Genomic DNA, 20,423 nt, shown 5'->3' on the forward strand with positions numbered 1-20,423 from the left:
CCTTGACTGGTCGTGTTTTCAATGATTATGAACCATATTTTCAGAACGCTCAGTACGACATTCTGTTTATTACTTTCTTTTCTGGCAACCGCACAGATTCAGGTTTCATTCCCTATTACCCGGGCGGTTTTTCAACGTAACCTTTCCAACGAAGCTACTTTCCGAATCACGGGGTATTATACCTCAATGGTTACTCGTATTGAAGCTCGTGTACAAGCCCGCGATGGTCAGGGAACTTCAACCGACTGGGCCACCATTCAGAATAACCCAACTGGTGGCGTATTTGCAGGCGACCTGAAAGGAAAAGGTGGCTGGTATAATCTTGAGGTTCGTGGCATGAACAACGACCAGCAGGTCGGTAATGTAACGACCGTTGAACGAGTTGGCGTTGGCGAGGTATTTGTTATTGCGGGTCAATCGAATGCACAGGGTGTCCATCAAAGTGCCCCAAACCCCCAAAACGACCGGGTCAACTGCGTGAATTACCAATATCCCGGCGATGGTTTTCCGAACGACCCTCCTACGCCAGTATTCACCTTACTAGATAATAATACGGCTGGATTTTCAATCGCTCCCAGAGGGATGGGAAGCTGGTGCTGGGGACAGTTAGGCGATCTTCTGGTAAAACGCCTGAATGTTCCTGTCATGTTCTTTAATGGAGCGTTTACAGGAACGGCCGTTCGAAACTGGCGCGAAAGTGCTCCCGAGGGCGGTATCGCTTACAGCGTTTATAGTGGAGGCCCCTATGGTAACCGGCAACCGTATATTAATCTAAAGCTATCGCTTCAGTTCTATGCCAATATGCTTGGCGTACGTGCCGTACTATGGCATCAGGGAGAGGCTGATAACCTGATCAACACGAGTGCAGCTTCTTATGCCAGTGACTTGCAGTTTGTCATTAATCAGGCTCGCCAGGACTTTGGTCAGAATATGTCGTGGATGGTAGCCCGGGCTAGCTACGGCGATTTCATCGGTGGCGTTGATTCGCAAATAATAGCGGGTCAGAACCAGGTTATTAGTACAGTATCGAACGTATTTGCCGGACCTAATACTGATGGCATTCAGGTACCTCGCACGCGCCCCCCTTTAAACGACCCAGATGGTGTACACTTTGATTATAACGGGCTTGTCGAAGTGGCCGATGCATGGAATGGGAGTTTAACGGATGCATTTTTCCAGGGATCCACTCCAATAAGTCCTGCTTTAGCACCAACTGTTAGTGTAGAGTGTGCCAGCAATAATAATTTAAAATTGACCGTCAATGGAGGTTATTCAACCGTGCAGTGGGAGTCGGGCGAATCAGGCAGTTCGATTACAAAAGGCGCTGGCACGTACCGGGCTAAGGTAAAAGATGCGAAAGGCAACACGTTTTATTCAGGTCAAATTCGGGTTTCAGATGCCCCAGTTGCTTTGGTAGTCGACAATCGTCCGCCTTCAGTATGTATCGGTAGCAGCCTTGCTCTGACCACCAATTACGATAATGTAACCTGGATCAATCAGCAAAATAACAGCACGGTAAGTACATCAAGAGGTTTCTCCACAAACTCAGCGGGTATTTATTACGTCCGTTACAAGGATGTTAGTGGTTGCGAATTTTCCTCAAACGCACTGAACGTAACGGTTAATCCATTGCCCGCTACACCCACCATTACCAACGATAAGCCAACAACCTTCTGTCAGGGCGATAACACAGCTCTCCGTGCCAGCAGTGACAATGTTCAATATAACTGGAGCGATGGTCAGAACAATAAAGTGGTTAATGTTGAGGCTTCGGGCTCCTATTTTCTGACCGTTACCGATCAGAATGGTTGTACATCGGCTCAATCGAATACCATTGTTGTAACAGCCAACCCCGTTCCTGCAAAGCCAGTCATTTCGGCCAATGGGCCCACTCTTTTCTGCGCTGATCGCAACGTCACCTTAACGGCTCCTCAGAATGTAGCTTACCAGTGGACTAGCGGTCAAACTACTCAAAGTATTACATTGAATCAATCGGGCACCTTCTCGGTGCGCACCCGCAATGAATTTGGCTGTACATCTGTACAATCGGACGAAGTGATCATTAAGGTTAATCCATTACCACAAACGCCCACTGTTTCGGCAGCAGGGATAACAACTTTTTGCGAAGGCAACCGGGTTACATTAAACGCAACCAGCGCTGTAGGTGTAGTCTGGTCTAGTGGACAAACTGATAAATCAATCCAGGTAACCTCTTCAGGCAATTATGCCGTGCAGGCTCGGGATGAAAACAATTGCCTATCTCCCTATTCATCGGTCATCCCGGTAAAAGTAAATCCTCTTCCCGCAACACCAACAATCCTCGCCAGCCCGTCGGCTACCATCTGTGAGGGCGATAAAGTGACGCTACGGGTAGATGGCCAGTATACCGTTTTCTGGAATACCGGCGATTCGACGCAAAATATTACCCGGACCACAGCGGGAACGTACTCGGCTAAAGTTCGGGATGTAAATGGATGTGTATCGGCTCAGGCAGGCTCAACAACTGTTGAGTTAAGGCCGCTACCGCCAGCTCCAACGCTCAATCAGGTCGGCACATACACATTACAAGCCATCAGTTCAACAAATGGGACTGTATTCCGCTGGCGCCACAACAATGATTCATTAGCGGTGCAAACGTCTACCATTAAAGCAAGTGAATCCGGAACCTATACGGCCCGTGCATCGATCGTTTATTCAGGAACACTGACCTGCTTCTCTCAGCCTTCAACTCCGCTGACATTTACGATCGACCCGAATGATAAGGGATTGAGCATTTATTCCAACCCTAATCCAGATAAAGTTTTAACAATAGAGACTCGGGAAAACCTGACCAACGCTACGCTGACTGTATACACCTTAACTGGTCAGGTAGTGCTGAAGACTGCTGTACCAGCTTTTGATGATCGAAAACAACTTACCTTAACAGCTATGCCGTCGGGTCTTTATATTCTGCGTGTGCAGTCGCCGGGTTTCGACGTAGCCAAGCGAATAATCCTCGGATTGTAATATTAATTTGGTTTTAACCGTTTAATCATAGCTACCAGCCTTAATTTTGCACTTTATTGGGAAACCGCGCTGATTCGGCAGGGATACCTGTCTTGATTAAGAGCGGTCTGATTTTTGCATATCTTTTTGTTACTGATCCATTTATACAGTAACGGTGTCCAAGTTATTGAAAGACAAAATGAGCAATCGTTATTTATTAGTGCATGTATTAGTGTGTTGCCTGACAGGGATGAGTACCTGGGCATTGGCTCAAAGTACTACCCCCATCATCAAAATTACCTATCCGGTAACCCGGGCCATTTTTCAGCGTGCGAATGACAATACCTGTACTTTTTATCTTTCGGGAAGTATCTACCAACCTGTCGACAGCGTTCAGGCCCGTGTTCAGGAGGAAGCGGCTGGGCAAGGATTAAGCACAAACTGGGTGACCATTCAGAAAAATCCACAGGGTGGCATTTTTCAGGGCTCTTTGAAGGCAAAAGGTGGCTGGTACCGGCTGGAAGTTCAGGCATTTGCCGGTGGGAGCGTAGTAGGTAGTGATGTCGTTCGGAAAATAGGTGTCGGCGAAGTATTCATTATCACGGGCCAATCCAATGCACAGGGATTCATTACAAGGGCTGGTTTAAACTATGGTGCAACGGCGGCCAACGATGATCGGGTAAATTGCTTAGCCTACGACAATATTGCCAAGAACTCATTAGCCGATCCTCCAGCTCCTGCCTTCCAGCAACTCACAGCAACAGCAATTATCGGTCCCCGTGGTCAGAGTGCCTGGTGCTGGGGATACCTAGGCGATCTGCTGGTTAAGCAATACAACGTGCCGGTATTGTTCATTAATACTGCCTGGGAAGCTACAACCATTCAGAACTGGACTGAAAGTGCGGATGGCAAAATCACTAAACAAATATTTGCTCTTGGTACACCCGACGAAAACTTTCCAGTCGGTATGCCTTATGGCAATCTGTTGGTTTCCTTACGGTATTATAGTTCGCTGTTAGGTCTGCGGGCAGTATTATGGCAGCAAGGTGAGTTTGATAATTTCCCATTGCATACGCCCCGAAAAGAGTACGCGAATTTAATGCAATATCTAGTCAACAAAACCCGCGCTGATATACAGAATTATCCAGCCTGGGTTCTGGCCCGATCATCGTATAGCAACAATTCGGTAAGTCAGGATGTGATTCAGGCTCAGAATGATGTGATCAACACCTACGCGAACAACGTATTTGCTGGCCCATTTACCGATAACATCCAAATTCCCCGCTTTGACGATGTTCACTTTGGCAACCGAACCACCAATAATCCAGGAGACAAAGGATTGATTGATCTGGGGCAAGCCTGGTACGAAAGTTTGAATACAGCCTTTTTTGCCAGTTCACTGCCGCTTCCTCCGTTGCCACAACCAACGATTAACATTAGCTGCGGGGCTTCGGGAAATTCATTAACGCTCGCACTACCTAACGCTTATAAATCGTATAGCTGGAATACCGGTCAGGCGACCCAGAGTATTACAGTTAGCCAGCCAGGTACGTATCAGGCTATTATAAAAGATGGAGGTGGCCGTACCTATTTATCGCCGATTCTGGAAGTACAAAATCCGCTTCAGCCACCTACGCCCACTATTTCACTGGCCAGTCAGCCAGGAAAAGCAGCCGATAGCCAGCAGCAAATTTGCGCTGATTCGTCCATAGCACTCATTGCCAATACCAGTGCCAATAGTACAGGAATATGGAGTGTTAGTACTACGACATCCATTGGCAGAACCATTACGCTAAATAAAGCTGGAACGTACACATTACAGGCGCAGAGCGTTTATGGCTGTAAATCGAGCCAGACGGCCAGCATCAATCTGACCGTTCGCCCTAAAGTGCCAGTACCAAGTATTGAACAGATCGGGCCCTATAGCTTACAAGCTGTACTGCCAACATCAACCGGCGGCCAGCCTGACCTGTTCGACTGGCGACGTAATAATACAGAAGTACTTCCTAAAAATGATGCAGTGATCAAAGTAGTTGTATCGGCTAACTACTCGGCCCGGACAAAAACTACTTTCACACTAGCAAACGGCACCAGTCTGACCTGCTACTCAACGTTTAGCACGCCTAAACCATTTACATTTGATCGGTCAACCGGCGGCTTGGTTATTTATCCCAATCCGTCTTCCGATGGGAAAGTGGCTATTGAAACTCTGGAGGATCTGAAAAATGCCGATATCGATGTATTCACGCTGACAGGCCAAAAGCTTTTTTCGAGTCAGGTTCCTTTGCTGGACCAACGCCAGGTAATTGATCTGTCAGGGCTAGCTCAGGGCGTGTATTTGATCCGCGTTCATTCCGCCGGTTTTGATTTATCCAAACGCGTCATCATCAATCGATAAACCGAATCAGCGACCATTTTACCAAAAGCCTTTTCTGTCCGAAAGGGCTTTTGGTTTTTTATCCAATGGATCAAATCAATCGGAATTGATTAAACAAGTCGTGTATCGTATATTTGATGTATATTTGACGCAAAGGCAACGGTGAGCTTATTCTCGTGAGTTTATTCGTTTTATCGCTACCTTTGCCCGTTCTTCGCAACCTAAGTCTATGAATGCAACCTATGTTCCGGCCGATTATCTGCCGGTGCTGATTCAGCTCGGTTTAGCACTGGGATTTATCGTAACGACGATGCTCGTCACCCACGCAATCGGCCCTAAACGCCACAGTCAGAAAAAAGACGATCCATTTGAGTGTGGGATTCCTGTTCAGGGCGATGCACGTACCCCCATTTCTATCAAGTACTTCCTGATTGCCATCCTTTTCGTTTTGTTCGATGTAGAAGTCATTTTTCTATATCCCTGGGCTGTTAACTTTAAAGGCCTGGGTGTAAGCGGTTTTATAGAGATGGTACTGTTCATGGGGCTGCTTCTGGCGGGTTTCTACTACATCATCCGCAAGGGTGTTCTGAAGTGGGAATAGCACTAACAAATGAATTTTAGAGCATATTTATTTGTTGTTATAGTAACTAACTACAACCGCAACGGCGGATCGTGTTTTCATGGCAACTGACATTAAGCTGGCTGAGGCTCCTGCAAGTTATGACGGACCAGGTTTTTCAGCTACTTCATTTGATAAAATCATCGGATTGGCACGAGCCAATTCGCTTTGGCCTTTACCGTTTGCAACCTCATGCTGTGGTATTGAGTTCATGTCGACGATGGCATCTCATTATGATTTAGGTCGTTTTGGGGCAGAGCGTCCTAGTTTCTCTCCACGCCAGGCCGATATGCTGCTGGTAGCGGGTACCATTGCCAAAAAGATGGCTCCCGTTGTGAAACAGGTTTATCTTCAAATGGCCGAACCGCGCTGGGTGATTGCCATCGGCGCCTGCGCATCGAGTGGCGGTATTTTTGATACCTACAGCGTATTGCAGGGAATCGACCGCATCATTCCGGTTGATGTGTATGTACCCGGTTGCCCTCCACGTCCCGAGCAGATTCTGGAAGGCGTACTGCAGGTTCAGGAGCTAGCCAAGAACGAATCGCTCCGTCGGCGAAATACCGAAGAATATCAGAAATTGCTGAATTCATATAGCATTCAATAAGTAACAGAATGAGTGAATAACTGAGTAGGTAACGTTCAAGAAGCCTTCTCCCTTATTCACTCATTCGTTTTCACTCATTCACTCTTTGCCAATGCTGACCAACGAGGAAGTTGCGCAGACCATCATCAACCAATTTGGCGAAGCCGTTACCGACTTCGATGATCCGTATAACCTGCTGACGTGTTCAACCAGCCGCGAGCAGATTATTTCGCTTGTCACATTCCTAAAATCGCACCAGACCTACCAGTTCGGCTTTCTGACCGATATTACGGCTGTTCATTATCCAGACTCAGCTGGAAAAGAGTTTTGCGTCGTCTATCACCTGCATAGTCTGATCAACAATTTCCGGTTACGAATCAAGGTGTATCTTACGGCCGACGATGTTCATATTCCAACGTTAACGGGCCTTTTTGCCAGTGCAAACTGGATGGAACGGGAAACGTTTGACCTGTTCGGAATCATTTTCGACGGACACCCTGATTTACGGCGGATTCTGAATATGGAAGAGATGGATTATTTCCCCATGCGTAAAGAATATCCGCTCGAAGACGGTACCCGGCAAGATAAAATAGATGCATTGTTTGGACGATAATCAATGAGTAATTGAGTGATTGAGTGATTGAGCGGGCTGGCCCTCCAGCGAATTTCTCTTCACCCAGTCACTCAATCGCTCAATCACTCAATAAACAAATGGTTTCTGAAGAACTCGATATAGCTAATAAAAACTTACCCGCCGAACAAGGTCCAGTTCAGTATGTCAATGAACTGACAACATTGAATCTGGGGCCTACTCACCCCGCTACGCACGGTATTTTCCAGAACATTCTGCAAATGGATGGGGAGAAAATCGTGTCGGGGGAACAGACCATCGGCTATATCCACCGTGCCTTTGAAAAGATTGCCGAACGGCGCCCCTTTTATCAGATCACGACCCTTACCGACCGGATGAACTACTGTTCGTCGCCTATTAACAACATGGGCTGGCACATGACAGTCGAGAAGTTATTAGGCATTGAAATTCCAAAGCGAGCTCAGTATATCCGGGTCATTATGATGGAGTTGGCCCGTCTAGCTGACCACCTCATCTGCAACGGGATTCTGGGTGTTGATACGGGTGCTTTTACCGGCTTCCTGTACATTTATCAGGAACGGGAGAATATCTATGAAATCTACGAAGAGGTCTGCGGTGCCCGATTAACGACCAATATGGGACGTATTGGCGGCATGGAACGTGACCTCTCTCCCACGGCTATTCGTAAGATCAAAGAACTGATTCCCCGCTTCCGTAAAGTTCTGACCGAGTTCGAAAACCTCTTCAACCGCAACCGGATTTTCATGGATCGGGTCATTGGTGTTGGCGGCATTTCGGCAGAGCGGGCGTTGAGCTACGGATTTACCGGGCCAAATTTACGGGCTGCCGGTGTCGATTACGATGTGCGGGTCATGAATCCATACTCGTCGTATGAGGATTTTGAATTCGATATTCCGATCGGCCAAAGTGGTGATACGTATGACCGCTTTATGGTTCGGAATGCCGAGATGTGGCAAAGCTTACGGATCATTGAACAGGCTATCAACAACCTGCCCGAAGGTTCGTATTACGCCGATGCTCCACAGTATTATCTGCCTCCGAAACAGGAAGTGTATAAGAACATGGAAGCTCTAATCTATCACTTTAAAATTGTGATGGGTGAGATCGACGCTCCGGCTGGCGAAGTATACCATGCTGTGGAAGGAGGTAATGGTGAGTTAGGTTTCTATCTGATCAGCGATGGTGGTCGCGCTCCCTACCGCCTACACTTCCGTCGGCCTTGCTTTATCTACTACCAGGCTTACCCGGAAATGTGCAAAGGACTGACCCTGTCCGATGCCATCGTGATTATGAGTAGCATGAACGTAATTGCCGGTGAGTTAGACGCGTAGTCTAAATACAATTGGTTATGAAAGTCGATTGGGAAGAATTAGTAACCACATCGCATCTCGATACGGTGGGCTTAATTCGCCAACTGATCGACGAGCATGAGTACGAAGAGGCCAAAGAAGGTCTCAATGAATTATACGAAGCTATGGGAAGGGCCGAACGGCATGCACTCAATAGCCAATTACGCCGATTGATGGTCCATATTCTTAAGTGGAAGTATCAACCTAATAAGCGTAGCACAAGTTGGGTTCGGAGTATCGTAAATGCGCGACTGGAGATTAGAGAATTACAGGATTATATGCCTTCACTTAATCAGCAGTATATTGAAAGTGTTTGGCAGCATAATATCAACGCTGCTATCGAAGGAGCTAAAGCTGAAATGAATCTTTCGCGCAAGGATAAATTTGAACCCGTCGAATTAACCTGGGACGAAGTCTTTGAGGATGAATACCTGCTGTAAATAATGACAACAGAAACAAACCATTCTGCTATACAATTTACGCCCGACCGTCTGGAACGGGCTAAAGAAATTATTGCCCGATACCCGGAAGGCAAACAGAAATCTGCTTTACTTCCTTTGCTGCATGTATTACAGGAGCAGGAAGGTTGGACCAGTATAGAAGGTATGGACTATGTAGCCCGTATGCTCGACATCCAACCGATTGAGGTGTATGAAGTAGCTACGTTCTATACCATGTTTCACCTGAATCCGGTCGGCAAGCACGTCATAGAATACTGCCGGACAGGGCCTTGCTGCCTGATGGGTGGAGAAGAAGTGTACGCTCATCTCAAGACCCGGTTAGGCATTGATGCGGGGCAAACCACCGTCGATGGCCGATTCACGTTGAAAGAAGTCGAGTGTCTGGCTGCTTGTGGCATGGGCCCCGTTTTCCAGATTCGGGAAAAATACTACATGAACCTCACCAATGAGCGTGTAGACGAAATCATTGACGAACTGTCGAAATAATCCACTCATGGCAACTAAAATATTAACCGAGCATATTAACGTCCCTGGCATCGAGACGTTCGACGTATATCGGAAACAGGGCGGGTACACGGCTGTTGAAAAGGCCATCAAGACCATGACACCCGATGCCATTGTTGAAGAAGTAAAAAAAGCCGGTGTCCGTGGCCGGGGTGGTGCAGGCTTCCCGATGGGTATGAAGTGGAGCTTTCTGGCTAAGCCCGAAGGTGTTCCCCGCTATCTGGTCTGCAATGCCGACGAATCGGAGCCGGGTACATTCAAGGACCACTACCTGATGAAGAATATCCCTCACCTGCTCATTGAGGGAATGATAATTTCATCATTTGCACTGGGTGCCAATAAGTCATTCATCTACGTGCGGGGTGAGTTGATGTATGTCATACACATCCTCGAAAAAGCTATCGCCGAAGCGAAAGCGAAAGGATTTCTGGGTAAAAATATTCTGGGTAGCGGCTACGATCTTGAACTGGTCGTTCAGCCCGGTGGCGGAGCGTACATCTGTGGCGAAGAAACAGCCCTGCTCGAATCGTTGGAAGGTAAGCGTGGTAACCCACGTAATAAACCACCATTCCCAGCCGTAAAGGGATTATATCAATGCCCCACCGTGGTTAACAACGTGGAGTCGATTGCCACTACTTCCTGGATCGTCAACAACGGCGGTGATGCGTATGCAGCCATTGGCATCGGTCGCAGTACGGGCACTAAGCTGATTTCGGCATCGGGGCATATCAATAAACCAGGCGTTTACGAAATTGAGCTTGGCGTACCAGTTGAGGATTTCATCTTTGCCGATGAATGGTGTGGCGGTATTCGGACCGGGCATAAATTTAAAGCACTGGTAGCGGGTGGTTCTTCAGTACCCATTTTACCCGCTAATCTGGCCTTAACACTGGCCAACGGCGAAAAACGTTTAATGTCCTACGAGTCCCTGTCCGATGGTGGATTTGCCACGGGCACCATGCTTGGATCGGGTGGTTTTATTGTATTCGACGAAACATCCTGTATTGTTCGGAATACGTGGAATTTCTCCCGCTTCTACCACCACGAGTCCTGCGGTCAGTGTAGCCCCTGTCGGGAAGGAACCGGCTGGATGGAAAAAGTGCTCCACCGAATTGAGTACGGTCATGGTCATCAGCAGGATATTGACTTGTTAGTTGATGTTTCTAAAAAGATTGAAGGGAATACCATTTGCCCACTCGGTGATGCCGCAGCCTGGCCAGTAGCCAGCGCTATTCGACATTTCCGGGATGAGTTTCAGTGGCACATCGATCACCCCTCCGAAGCAACGCAGCCAGGAGCTGTGTATCGGGGTGAGATGGCTCTGATCTAAATTTATTCACTCGAAATTGTCATTATGCCGTTTTTTCTAGTCAGCGTATATAACCTTCTGAAAGCCCAGACCTGGTTACTTACGCTGATTTTCTGTCTGGCCTGTACGATTGTTATCTTCTTTGTGAAGGTGAAATTCGCTACGAGCTACTTGCCTGATATTTCGGGTTCAGAACGGAGTACAACCTACGGCATCCAGCTAGTAGCCGATGGAAGGCCCTTGTATTATAACCCTGAAATTCCGCCTTTCTGGGTTACCCAATACGCCCCGCTTTACTATCGGCTCGTTGGCACCATTTACCGGATAATCGGCTGGGACCCGACGCAGGTGTTTCGTATCCAGTTACTAAGTCGAATGGTGTCGTTTGCGCTGGTAATGGGATCGATGCTGGTTGTTTTCGTAACAGGACTGCGGCAATTGAAACTTCGGCTGGTACAGAATGTCGTTTTATGTTGTCTCGTCTTTGGCGTTTTACAGCATTGGCATTTGACGAATTCCCGCGTCGACAGTTTACTCTTTCTGTGTACAACGACCCTTCTTTACTGTGCGCTGGAGGGGCTCAAGAAACCAGCTATCTGGAATGGGTATTGGATCAGTGCGGCTTTGCTCGCGGTTGTTGCTTTTTTCGTGAAGCAAAGTGGTATGATTCACATCGCCGTAATTCTGGGGTTTCTGTTCATTACCGCTCAATGGCGTGTGCTGTTTAAAACACTCGGCATAATGGCCGCTTTATTTCTGGTCTTAACGCTGTTGCTGGATGAAGGGCATATGGGCATTTTCTTCCAGAATTTGTTCATCAGTGTCACCTTACCGCTTTCGCCGGGTTGGTTTTACGGATACACGTTTCGCTACCTGATTCCGGCAGCTAGTCTACTGATTGCGGTCGCGTGGCTAATCAGTCTAAAGTGGTTGTTCACGAGTCTCGATGTTCGTCAACAGTTTCTTTCATTAGCGGCTATACTCTTCTTTGGGTTTGCCACGGCAACTGCCTTTAAACATGGTGCAGCAGTAGGTTATTATCATGAGTTCGCGTATACAGGCTTACTCATAATATTTTGGTATTTTTGTGATGCAATAAAGATTCCGTATACGAGCAGCTTAGGTCGCTATCTGTTTCCGGCAATGGTCTGCATGACTATGCTCTATTTTGCCAGCCAACAGTTAGAAAGTCACCTCAATACTGACTATGGCTATTATGCCCGACAGTACCGCGATGAAATGCTCGTAAAGTCGTTCGTAGAGCCTCAGTTGGGTAAACAGGATTATGTTGTAGCGCTTATGGGCGATAATTATCGCGGCTGGCTACTTCAACAAATGCTGTTCCGCCATCAGTTGGCCTATACCGACGACATTATACGGTTTTTGTATATTGGTAAAAAGTACAATTTTAATCAGTTCACGAACCTGGTAAAGCAAGGTTCTATTAAATTTATTATTTCGCCTAAAAAGCAACCTCTTCATTATTTCGCTTTCGAGTACACATTCGACCCAAAAGATTATGTGCTTCAGAAGGAAATAAGTGGTTATCAGATTTTTAAGCATATTTAGAACCACATGGGATGTGGTTATTAGTCAACTTAGCTAACGATTATGGCTGAACAGGAAATAAAGCCGCAATTACTGAAAGTCACAATAGACGGGATTGAGGTCGAAGTAGAGCCAGGCACAACTATTTTGCAGGCAGCTCGTAAAATTGGCCCGGCGGTAGCTCCACCGGCCATGTGCTACTATCAGCCTCTGAAAGGCAGCGGTGGAAAATGCCGGGCGTGTTTGGTACGGGTAGCCGCCGGATCCGCGAAAGATCCGCGACCAATGCCCAAACTGGTTGCTTCCTGCCTGACGACTGTACAAGATGGAATGATCGTCGAAAATGAAACCAGCCCACAGGTAGTTGAAGCCCGGAAAGGTGTTGTCGAGTTTCTGTTGTTAAATCATCCACTCGATTGCCCCGTTTGTGATCAGGCTGGCGAATGCGATCTTCAAAATTTTGCGTTTGATCATGGCCGTGAAACCACTCGGTATGAAGAAGATCGGCGGACTTTTGAGAAGCGCGATATTGGTCCATATATCCAGTTGCACATGACGCGCTGCATTCTTTGTTACCGTTGTGTGTTTACAGCCGATCAGATTACTAATAAACGGGTGCATGGTGTAATGGGTCGTGGCGATGCTGCCGAAATCAGTACCTACATTGAAAAAGCCATCGATAACGATTTCTCAGGAAATGTCATCGACGTATGTCCGGTTGGCGCCTTGACCGATAAAACTTATCGATTCAAAAACCGGGTTTGGTTTACAAAGCCTGTCGATGCACACCGTGACTGCCCAACCTGCTCAGGAAAGGTAACGCTCTGGTATCGTGGAGAGGATGTAATTCGGGTAACGGCCCGGAAGAACGAATGGAACGAGGTGACGGACTTCATCTGCAACACCTGTCGCTTCGATAAAAAGAAAACCAGCGACTGGACCATTGAAGGGCCTACGAAAATTTCGCGGAGCTCGGTTATTTCGGCCAATAAGTACCGTAGAGATGAAATCAAGCCCTCATTTGGTCAGCGGTTGGCAGCGGCCGAATATAAATCCATTCATGATGAGCGTGATACATCGCAATTGGGTATTCAACAATTAGCGCCAGAGCGCTTTGCGAAGGTGTTACCTTCCGCTCTGGAACCAGAACCGTAATAAGTTGAAAAGTTGTAAAGTCATAAAGTTTCAGCGTTTGCTTTCTTCTCGTGTGACTTTACAACTCTATAACCTTATAACTTTATAACTCACAAAATGGAATTACCCGTATTAATCGTAAAAGGGCTGATTATCCTCGTCATCTTCGGGATAACGCTCCTTATTGCGACCTATTCAACGTATGCCGAACGGAAAGTGGCAGCCTTTCTGCAAGATCGTATCGGCCCGAACCGTGCTGGCCCCTGGGGTCTTTTACAACCTATTGCCGATGCCGGTAAAATGTTCTTCAAGGAAGATTTTATCCCTTCTCAGGCTAGTAAGTGGCTGTTTATCCTGGGGCCTTGTCTGGCTATGCTTACGGCCCTGATGTCGAGTGCGGTAATCCCATTTAGCGATAGTATCCGGTTTGTCTGGGATAAAATCAGTTACGACATTCCAGTTCAGGGTATCGAGATCAACATCGGAGTCTTGTACATTTTCGGCGTAGTATCGCTGGGTGTATACGGTATTATGGTCGGTGGCTGGGCCTCAAATAACAAGTTTTCATTATTAGGTGCTATACGGGCTGCTTCGCAGAACATTAGCTACGAAATTGCGCTAGGCTTATCGCTAATCACGATTTTGATGATGACGGGCTCGCTCTCGCTCCGGGCTATTATTGATGAGCAAGCTACGTTCTTCGAGTGGAATGTGTTTACTCAGCCGCTGGGTTTCGTCATTTTCCTGACCTGCGCTTTTGCCGAGTGTAATCGTACCCCATTCGATTTACCTGAGTGCGAAACAGAACTGGTCGGTGGCTATCATACTGAGTATAGCTCTATGAAGCTGGGATTCTATCTCTTTGCCGAGTATATCAACATGTTTGTATCGTCGGCATTTATCTCGGCACTTTATTTTGGTGGTTTCCACTACCCATTCATGAGTCTGGTAAACGGTGCTCTTGAAAATTCACTGGGTGCAGTGACTGGCCATAACATCGCGACGCTTATCTGTTTTGTTGTTTTCTTCGCCAAGATTTTCTTCTTCATTTTCTTTTTCATGTGGGTACGGTGGACATTACCCCGTTTCCGCTACGATCAGTTGATGAACCTGGGCTGGAAAACCTTTATTCCGCTGTCGATCCTCAACGTTGTTATTACCGGCGCAGGATTGTTATATGATTTTAAATACGCAACCTGGTTAATCGCTGTTGTCATGGTTGTGTTGGCTGTTACGTCAACAAGCCGCGCACCCAAGAGCGAAACCATACCGCAAGGAACAGTTTAAGTTAAATTGTACGGTCTTTCGGCTTATAACTGAAAGCTCCCATACCGAAAACTGAAAAGAATGCAGTTAACAAACCGCTCTAAACAGGTCAGTAACAAAGAGATGACGCTGGCGGAGAAAATGTATCTACCAGCCATTGTTGGGGGATTAGCGATCACACTTCGCCACTTTTTCCGTAAAAAGGTCACCATTCAATACCCGGAAGTGAAGCGCTATCTGGGACCTATCTATCGTGGTCATCATGTATTGAAGCGCGACGAACAAGGTCGTGAACGTTGTACAGCCTGTGGTCTTTGTGCCGTTGCTTGTCCAGCCGAAGCTATTTCGATGGTTGCCGCCGAACGCAAAAAAGGCGAAGAGAACCTGTACCGCGAAGAAAAATATGCCGCTGTATATGAAATCAATATGCTGCGCTGCATCTTCTGCGGCTTATGCGAAGAAGCCTGCCCTAAGCAGGCCGTTTATCTGCGTCATGACCGCATGGTGCCTGTTTTCCAGGAACGTGATGAGGTCATTTATGGTAAAGACCGGCTGGTAGAGAAGATGGACGATCGTTATATCCGTGTAAATAATTCGGAAGTAAAGACGACCCCAACCGAACCCAGTTTAACCCGGGCAGCTACCTAGTATCAATAAGCCAGAAATGGTCAAGAATTGTCAGGTGTGGTTACGTGTTGACAAAACCTGACAACGTTTGATCACACTTGACATTACTTGCCTACGAACTATGAATGAATCTTTAGATTTCTTTAAGAATTTAACCCCCACCGGCTACTTATTTCTGGCACTGACGGTTATTACTCTGTTCAGCGCCATTGGCGTCGTAACGGCCCGTAATCCGATTTATAGTGTTTTGGCCCTGATTGCTACATTCTTTTGTCTGTCAGGACATTACATTCTGCTCAATGCTCAGTTTTTAGCAGCCGTTAACATTATCGTTTATGCAGGGGCTATCATGGTATTATTCCTGTTTACGATCATGTTCCTTAATCTTCGGAGAGAAGATGAAGAATCGAAGACCAATTTGACAAAGATGATTTCGGTCGTAATTGGCGGTGTACTGATGGTTATGCTCATTACCATTTTCCGGGCTAAGAGCGCACAGGTACCAACCGTTAACCAGATGTCTTTTGATTCTAAAACAGGGTTAGTTGAAAATCTGGGACGACTATTATACAATGATTACATCCTGCCCTTCGAATTGGCATCGGTATTATTCCTGGTTGCCATGGTTGGCGCTGTGATGCTGGGTAAACGCGAAGCGGGTGATCGGCATTTCTGACCGCACAGGCGGCCCTGCAGGATTTATCTGATTTGCCTGATTAACCTGATTTTTTTAGCCGCTCGAACGAGCGGCTTTTTTTATGACTACTATCTGAATGAGAAGAAACAATGAGATTGTTACTTTATACACCAAATAGCAAAGGCATGTTACGGACATTATTTTTCTTCCTGCTAATTGGCATTCAGGTATCTTTCGCCCAGAAACAAGTACAGACAGATTCTGTATTAATTGAAGGACATTACCGGACATTCCATTTTCTTAAATCACCCAAGCCCGGTGCTATGTTGATTTTTGTGCTACACGGCTCAGGTGGCGAAGGACTTGGAAACCGAAAAGGAGCGGTTAAACTGGAAGAAAAGCAAGAGGCCGAAAATTTATTGATCGTCTATCCCGACGGCTATAAACGCTATTGGAACGAATGCCGGAAAACAGCGCAAACGCTGGCCAACAAAGAAGATATTAACGAAAATGCCTTTTTTGAGGCTATGATCCGCTATTTCGATAAAAACTACCAGATCAATCCGAAGCAGGTTTTTGCGGTTGGCACTTCAGGTGGAGGACATATGGCTTATAAACTTGCCTTGACCATGCCCGAACGTATGCGAGCCATTACCGCTTTGATTGCCAATTTGCCCGACACCAATAATATCGACTGCGCTGAAAAGCGTATGGCAATACCCGTCATGATTGTCAATGGTACCATCGATACGGTCAACCCCTATGAAGGTGGTGAAGTAATAACCGGCGGTATAAGCCTGGGACTGGTACGTTCTACCGAACGGACTTTCCATTACTGGGCCGATCTGGCCGGGTATACTGGCTCACCGAAGAAAGAGCTATTACCCGATACCGACCCTAACGATAAGAAAACAATCGAGCGATACACGTTTAAAGAAAAAGGAAAACCCGAAGTCACGCTGCTCAAAGTAATTGGCGGTAAACACGACTATCCCAACGACATCAACGTTTATCTCGAAGCACTAGCTTTCTTTAAGCGACAATTATAGGTAATGGATAATTTAAAATGAATATTGAACAATGTGGTTCACCTATTCAGGCCCATTTTACATTATTCATTATCCATTGACCATTAATCTCTTTTGGAATATGGCAGAAAAATAGTATGCTTGCATAATAATTTACATATCATTGTAATGAATCCATCCGAAAATTGGTTATTACAGTGATAATTCTGCTAAGCCAGTAATCAAAAGAACGTTTATGGATGCATACATTGTAGCCGGATACCGCACGGCTGTGGGCAAAGCTCCACGCGGAGGCCTCCGTTTTACCCGCCCCGATGATATGGCGGCTGAAGTAATCAAGCATTTAATCAGTCAGGTTCCTAATCTCGACCCAGCCCAGGTTGAAGACTTAATTGTTGGTAACGCGGTCCCTGAAGCCGAGCAGGGTATGCAGATTGCCCGATATATTGCCTTGTTGTCCTTACCTAAAAGTGTCCCTGGCATGACCATCAACCGTTATTGCGGTTCTGGTTTGGAAGCTATTGCGATAGCTTCGGCAAAAATCCATGCCGGACTTGCCGACTGTATCATAGCGGGCGGTACCGAGTCTATGTCGCTAGTGCCCGTAATGGGCTGGAAAACGGCGTTGAACTATGAGATTGCCAAAACGCATCCTGATTATTACATCGGTATGGGGCTGACTGCCGAGCAGGTAGCCCAACAGTTTAAAATCAGCCGTGACGCACAGGATGAATTCGCCCTGGAATCCCATCTGAAAGCGCTGGCAGCCCAAAAAGAAGGGCGGTTTACGGATGAAATTGTTCCAATCAAAGTAGCTGAAACTTACTTTGACACCGAAAGCGGCAAAAAGAAAACACGCGAATGGACGGTTGCCCAGGACGAAGGCCCACGTAAAGACACTAGTGCTGAAGGACTGGCCAAACTGAAACCTGTCTTTGCTGCGGGTGGCTCGGTAACGGCTGGCAACTCCTCGCAAACCTCCGACGGAGCCGCTTTTGTGATCGTGATGTCGGAACGATTGGTTAATGAACTGAACCTACAGCCTATTGCCCGCATGGTATCATATGCGACAGCGGGGGTAGAGCCTAAAATAATGGGCATTGGCCCTGTAGCCGCTATTCCTATCGCCTTAAAAAAGGCAGGTCTGAAGCAGGACGATATTGAGCAAATTGAACTAAACGAAGCCTTTGCTGCCCAAGCCTTAGCCGTCGTTCAGGAATTAGGGCTCGACCGGAGTAAAATTAACCCGAACGGTGGTGCTATTGCATTAGGCCATGCCCTGGGATCAACTGGTGCTCGTCTGTCAGTACAACTGCTGAATGAGATGCGTCGCCGTGATCAAAAATATGGTATGGTTTCTGCCTGCGTAGGTGGCGGGCAAGGCGTGGCCGGTATCTTCGAACGATTGAATTAAATGTAACGCTGTAGCGTGGTGATGCGGCATACCGACATCACCGCGTTACATTCGCTAAAAAATTAATAGTATGCTTGCATACTACTTTTGAAATGATTTTATTTGTTTCAAAATAGTATGCAAGCATAACAAATTCCTGACACATGATTGCGACAGAACCTAAAGCCTCAATCAAAGGGGGCGAATTTCTGATTAAAGAAACCGAAGCCTCACAGGTATTTATTCCCGAAGAATTCACGGAAGAACAACAAATGATTGCGGCTACCTGCCGCGAGTTTCTGGAGCGTGAAATCTGGCCACGTCTGGACGAAATCGACAACGCCAAATCGCCGGAGCTGATTTCATCCTTAATGGATAAGGCTGGTGAGCTGGGCCTTTTGGGTACTTCGGTGCCTGAGCAGTACGGCGGCTTTGGTACGAATTTCAATACATCTATGCTGGTAGCTGAAACAACCGGCGCCGGACACTCGTTTTCCGTAGCCCTATCGGCACATACTGGTATTGGTACACTACCGATCGTATATTACGGCAATGAGGATCAAAAATCAAACTACCTGCCGAAGCTGGCCAGCGGAGAATGGAAAGCGGCTTACTGCCTGACCGAACCCGATTCGGGATCAGACGCTAATTCGGGAAAAACCAAAGCTATACTGACCGAAGATGGCAAACATTACATCTTGAACGGTCAGAAAATGTGGATCACGAATGGTGGATTCGCAGACCTCTACATTGTGTTTGCTAAAATTGAAGAAAACGGCCAGACAGATAAAAATCTCACCGCATTTATTGTTGAGCGCACGTATGAAGGCATCACGATGAATGAACCGGAGCACAAGATGGGCATCAAAGGCTCCGACACTCGCCAGATTTTCTTCAACGATGTAAAAGTGCCGGTCGAAAATCTTCTGTCGGAACGTGGTAATGGCTTCAAAATCGCAGTCAATATTCTAAACATTGGCCGGATTAAGCTGGGTATCGCGGCCGTGGGCGGTTCGAAGGAAGTCATTAACAATGCTGTACGATATGCTAATGAACGGAAGCAGTTTAAAACAGCTATTGCCAACTTCGGGGCCATTAAGCACAAACTGGCCGAAATGGCGATAAAAGTATATGTATCCGAAACAGCATCGTATCGGGCTGGTCAGAATATCGATGACCTGATCGAAGACCTCAAAGCCAATGGGATGGAAGATGGTCAGGCGAAGCTGAAAGCGCTTGAGCAGTTTGCCATTGAATGCGCCATCATGAAAGTACACGGCTCCGAAGCGCTCGATTATGTCGTAGACGAAGGTGTTCAGGTATATGGCGGTATGGGTTATTCGGCCGATGCTCCCATGGATCGGGCTTACCGCGATGCGCGTATCAACCGGATTTTTGAGGGGACGAACGAGATCAACCGAATGCTGATCGTCGATATGATGCTAAAGCGGGCTATGAAAGGTGAACTCGATCTAATGGCACCTGCCATGGCCGTTGCCAAAGAAATCATGTCGATTCCAGACTTTAGCTCGGACGAGGAGGAAGGCGTATTCGTCGCTGAGAAAAAAGTGCTGAAAAACCTGAAAAAAGCGGCCTTGATGGTTGCTGGTGCGGCTGTTCAGAAGTTTATGATGTCCATTTCGGATGAGCAGGAAATCCTGATGAATGTAGCCGACATGGCCATTGAGATCTATGCCGCAGAATCAGTCCTACTTCGAGTCGAAAAACTGATCGGTACGAAAGGCGAAGAAGCCGTAGCCTTACAGAAACAAATCGCCTTAGTTTATCTGCACGAAGCCGTTGAAAAAGTAGCCAGTGCCGGACGTGCCGCCGTTACGTCGTTTGCCGATGGCGATGAACTACGCGGTATGATCATGGGATTGAAGCGGTTTACGAAAATTGACCCAATGAATCTTAAAGATGCCCGTCGTCAGATTGCCGATGCTATGATTGCGGAGAACAAGTATATTTTTTAATCATCAGCAGC

Annotated in this window: 17 protein-coding genes; all 17 read left to right on the forward strand. The window is 46.9% G+C overall.

The features are described from left to right. Positions 1–27: 27 nt before the first annotated feature. The 17 genes from ACYVFD_RS13255 to ACYVFD_RS13335 all read left to right on the forward strand — a co-directional run bounded on the left by ACYVFD_RS13255 (position 28) and on the right by ACYVFD_RS13335 (position 20,412). Positions 28–3,006 (forward strand): T9SS type A sorting domain-containing protein, encoded by a 2,979-nt coding sequence (locus ACYVFD_RS13255; protein ID WP_461090591.1) that lies wholly within the window; start codon positions 28–30, stop codon positions 3,004–3,006. 178 nt (positions 3,007–3,184) lie between these two features. Further along, positions 3,185–5,383, forward strand: coding sequence for a T9SS type A sorting domain-containing protein (locus ACYVFD_RS13260; protein WP_461090593.1), 2,199 nt, complete (start codon positions 3,185–3,187; stop codon positions 5,381–5,383). A gap of 208 nt (positions 5,384–5,591) precedes the next feature. Next, the gene (locus tag ACYVFD_RS13265; RefSeq protein ID WP_461090595.1) at positions 5,592–5,963 is read left to right on the forward strand and encodes an NADH-quinone oxidoreductase subunit A; all 372 of its coding nucleotides are present in this window, start codon (positions 5,592–5,594) and stop codon (positions 5,961–5,963) included. Positions 5,964–6,042: 79 nt separating this feature from the next. After that, the gene (locus tag ACYVFD_RS13270) at positions 6,043–6,588 is read left to right on the forward strand and encodes an NADH-quinone oxidoreductase subunit B (protein ID WP_020596472.1); all 546 of its coding nucleotides are present in this window, start codon (positions 6,043–6,045) and stop codon (positions 6,586–6,588) included. A gap of 91 nt (positions 6,589–6,679) precedes the next feature. Beyond that, on the forward strand, positions 6,680–7,180 hold the full coding sequence (locus tag ACYVFD_RS13275; RefSeq protein WP_461090597.1) for an NADH-quinone oxidoreductase subunit C: 501 nt from the start codon (positions 6,680–6,682) through the stop codon (positions 7,178–7,180). 98 nt (positions 7,181–7,278) lie between these two features. Continuing rightward, positions 7,279–8,511: an NADH dehydrogenase (quinone) subunit D gene (gene nuoD, locus ACYVFD_RS13280; protein ID WP_461090599.1), complete on the forward strand. Its 1,233-nt coding sequence runs from the start codon at positions 7,279–7,281 to the stop codon at positions 8,509–8,511. 17 nt (positions 8,512–8,528) lie between these two features. Further along, the gene (locus tag ACYVFD_RS13285; protein WP_461090601.1) at positions 8,529–8,969 is read left to right on the forward strand and encodes a DUF29 domain-containing protein; all 441 of its coding nucleotides are present in this window, start codon (positions 8,529–8,531) and stop codon (positions 8,967–8,969) included. Positions 8,970–8,972: 3 nt separating this feature from the next. Further along, positions 8,973–9,476 carry an NADH-quinone oxidoreductase subunit NuoE gene (nuoE, locus tag ACYVFD_RS13290; RefSeq protein ID WP_461090603.1) on the forward strand — a complete coding sequence of 168 codons (504 nt, stop codon included), beginning with the start codon at positions 8,973–8,975 and terminating at the stop codon, positions 9,474–9,476. Positions 9,477–9,483: 7 nt separating this feature from the next. Next, entirely contained in the window at positions 9,484–10,824 is a 1,341-nt protein-coding gene (gene nuoF / locus ACYVFD_RS13295) for an NADH-quinone oxidoreductase subunit NuoF (protein WP_461090605.1), read from the forward strand. A gap of 24 nt (positions 10,825–10,848) precedes the next feature. Continuing rightward, positions 10,849–12,372, forward strand: a complete 1,524-nt coding sequence (locus ACYVFD_RS13300; RefSeq protein ID WP_461090607.1) for a hypothetical protein — start codon at positions 10,849–10,851, stop codon at positions 12,370–12,372. 42 nt (positions 12,373–12,414) lie between these two features. Beyond that, a complete protein-coding gene (locus ACYVFD_RS13305) occupies positions 12,415–13,506 on the forward strand; it encodes an NADH-quinone oxidoreductase subunit G (RefSeq protein ID WP_461090609.1) in 1,092 nt (363 codons plus the stop codon). Positions 13,507–13,602: 96 nt separating this feature from the next. Next, the gene (nuoH, locus tag ACYVFD_RS13310) at positions 13,603–14,772 is read left to right on the forward strand and encodes an NADH-quinone oxidoreductase subunit NuoH (protein ID WP_461090610.1); all 1,170 of its coding nucleotides are present in this window, start codon (positions 13,603–13,605) and stop codon (positions 14,770–14,772) included. A gap of 60 nt (positions 14,773–14,832) precedes the next feature. Beyond that, a complete protein-coding gene (locus ACYVFD_RS13315) occupies positions 14,833–15,399 on the forward strand; it encodes a NuoI/complex I 23 kDa subunit family protein (RefSeq protein ID WP_461090612.1) in 567 nt (188 codons plus the stop codon). A 100-nt stretch (positions 15,400–15,499) separates the two neighbouring features. Then, entirely contained in the window at positions 15,500–16,054 is a 555-nt protein-coding gene (locus tag ACYVFD_RS13320) for an NADH-quinone oxidoreductase subunit J family protein (protein WP_461090614.1), read from the forward strand. Between the two features lie 146 nt (positions 16,055–16,200). Then, complete coding sequence (locus ACYVFD_RS13325; protein ID WP_461090616.1) at positions 16,201–17,064, forward strand: CE1 family esterase; 864 nt, start codon at positions 16,201–16,203, stop codon at positions 17,062–17,064. 214 nt (positions 17,065–17,278) lie between these two features. Continuing rightward, complete coding sequence (locus tag ACYVFD_RS13330; RefSeq protein ID WP_461090617.1) at positions 17,279–18,457, forward strand: acetyl-CoA C-acyltransferase; 1,179 nt, start codon at positions 17,279–17,281, stop codon at positions 18,455–18,457. Between the two features lie 143 nt (positions 18,458–18,600). Then, positions 18,601–20,412 carry an acyl-CoA dehydrogenase family protein gene (locus tag ACYVFD_RS13335; RefSeq protein ID WP_461090618.1) on the forward strand — a complete coding sequence of 604 codons (1,812 nt, stop codon included), beginning with the start codon at positions 18,601–18,603 and terminating at the stop codon, positions 20,410–20,412. The last annotated feature ends 11 nt before the right edge of the window (positions 20,413–20,423 follow it).

The sequence above is a fragment of the Spirosoma gilvum genome, assembly GCF_054776815.1.

Bases quoted from the DNA above. Each gene is read 5' to 3' on its own strand.
- ACYVFD_RS13255 (WP_461090591.1), top strand. From the start codon at position 28: ATGAACCATATTTTCAGAACGCTCAGTACGACATTCTGTTTATTACTT.
- ACYVFD_RS13260 (WP_461090593.1), top strand. From the start codon at position 3,185: ATGAGCAATCGTTATTTATTAGTGCATGTATTAGTGTGTTGCCTGACA.
- ACYVFD_RS13265 (WP_461090595.1), top strand. From the start codon at position 5,592: ATGAATGCAACCTATGTTCCGGCCGATTATCTGCCGGTGCTGATTCAG.
- ACYVFD_RS13270 (WP_020596472.1), top strand. From the start codon at position 6,043: ATGGCAACTGACATTAAGCTGGCTGAGGCTCCTGCAAGTTATGACGGA.
- ACYVFD_RS13275 (WP_461090597.1), top strand. From the start codon at position 6,680: ATGCTGACCAACGAGGAAGTTGCGCAGACCATCATCAACCAATTTGGC.
- nuoD (WP_461090599.1), top strand. From the start codon at position 7,279: ATGGTTTCTGAAGAACTCGATATAGCTAATAAAAACTTACCCGCCGAA.
- ACYVFD_RS13285 (WP_461090601.1), top strand. From the start codon at position 8,529: ATGAAAGTCGATTGGGAAGAATTAGTAACCACATCGCATCTCGATACG.
- nuoE (WP_461090603.1), top strand. From the start codon at position 8,973: ATGACAACAGAAACAAACCATTCTGCTATACAATTTACGCCCGACCGT.
- nuoF (WP_461090605.1), top strand. From the start codon at position 9,484: ATGGCAACTAAAATATTAACCGAGCATATTAACGTCCCTGGCATCGAG.
- ACYVFD_RS13300 (WP_461090607.1), top strand. From the start codon at position 10,849: ATGCCGTTTTTTCTAGTCAGCGTATATAACCTTCTGAAAGCCCAGACC.
- ACYVFD_RS13305 (WP_461090609.1), top strand. From the start codon at position 12,415: ATGGCTGAACAGGAAATAAAGCCGCAATTACTGAAAGTCACAATAGAC.
- nuoH (WP_461090610.1), top strand. From the start codon at position 13,603: ATGGAATTACCCGTATTAATCGTAAAAGGGCTGATTATCCTCGTCATC.
- ACYVFD_RS13315 (WP_461090612.1), top strand. From the start codon at position 14,833: ATGCAGTTAACAAACCGCTCTAAACAGGTCAGTAACAAAGAGATGACG.
- ACYVFD_RS13320 (WP_461090614.1), top strand. From the start codon at position 15,500: ATGAATGAATCTTTAGATTTCTTTAAGAATTTAACCCCCACCGGCTAC.
- ACYVFD_RS13325 (WP_461090616.1), top strand. From the start codon at position 16,201: ATGTTACGGACATTATTTTTCTTCCTGCTAATTGGCATTCAGGTATCT.
- ACYVFD_RS13330 (WP_461090617.1), top strand. From the start codon at position 17,279: ATGGATGCATACATTGTAGCCGGATACCGCACGGCTGTGGGCAAAGCT.
- ACYVFD_RS13335 (WP_461090618.1), top strand. From the start codon at position 18,601: ATGATTGCGACAGAACCTAAAGCCTCAATCAAAGGGGGCGAATTTCTG.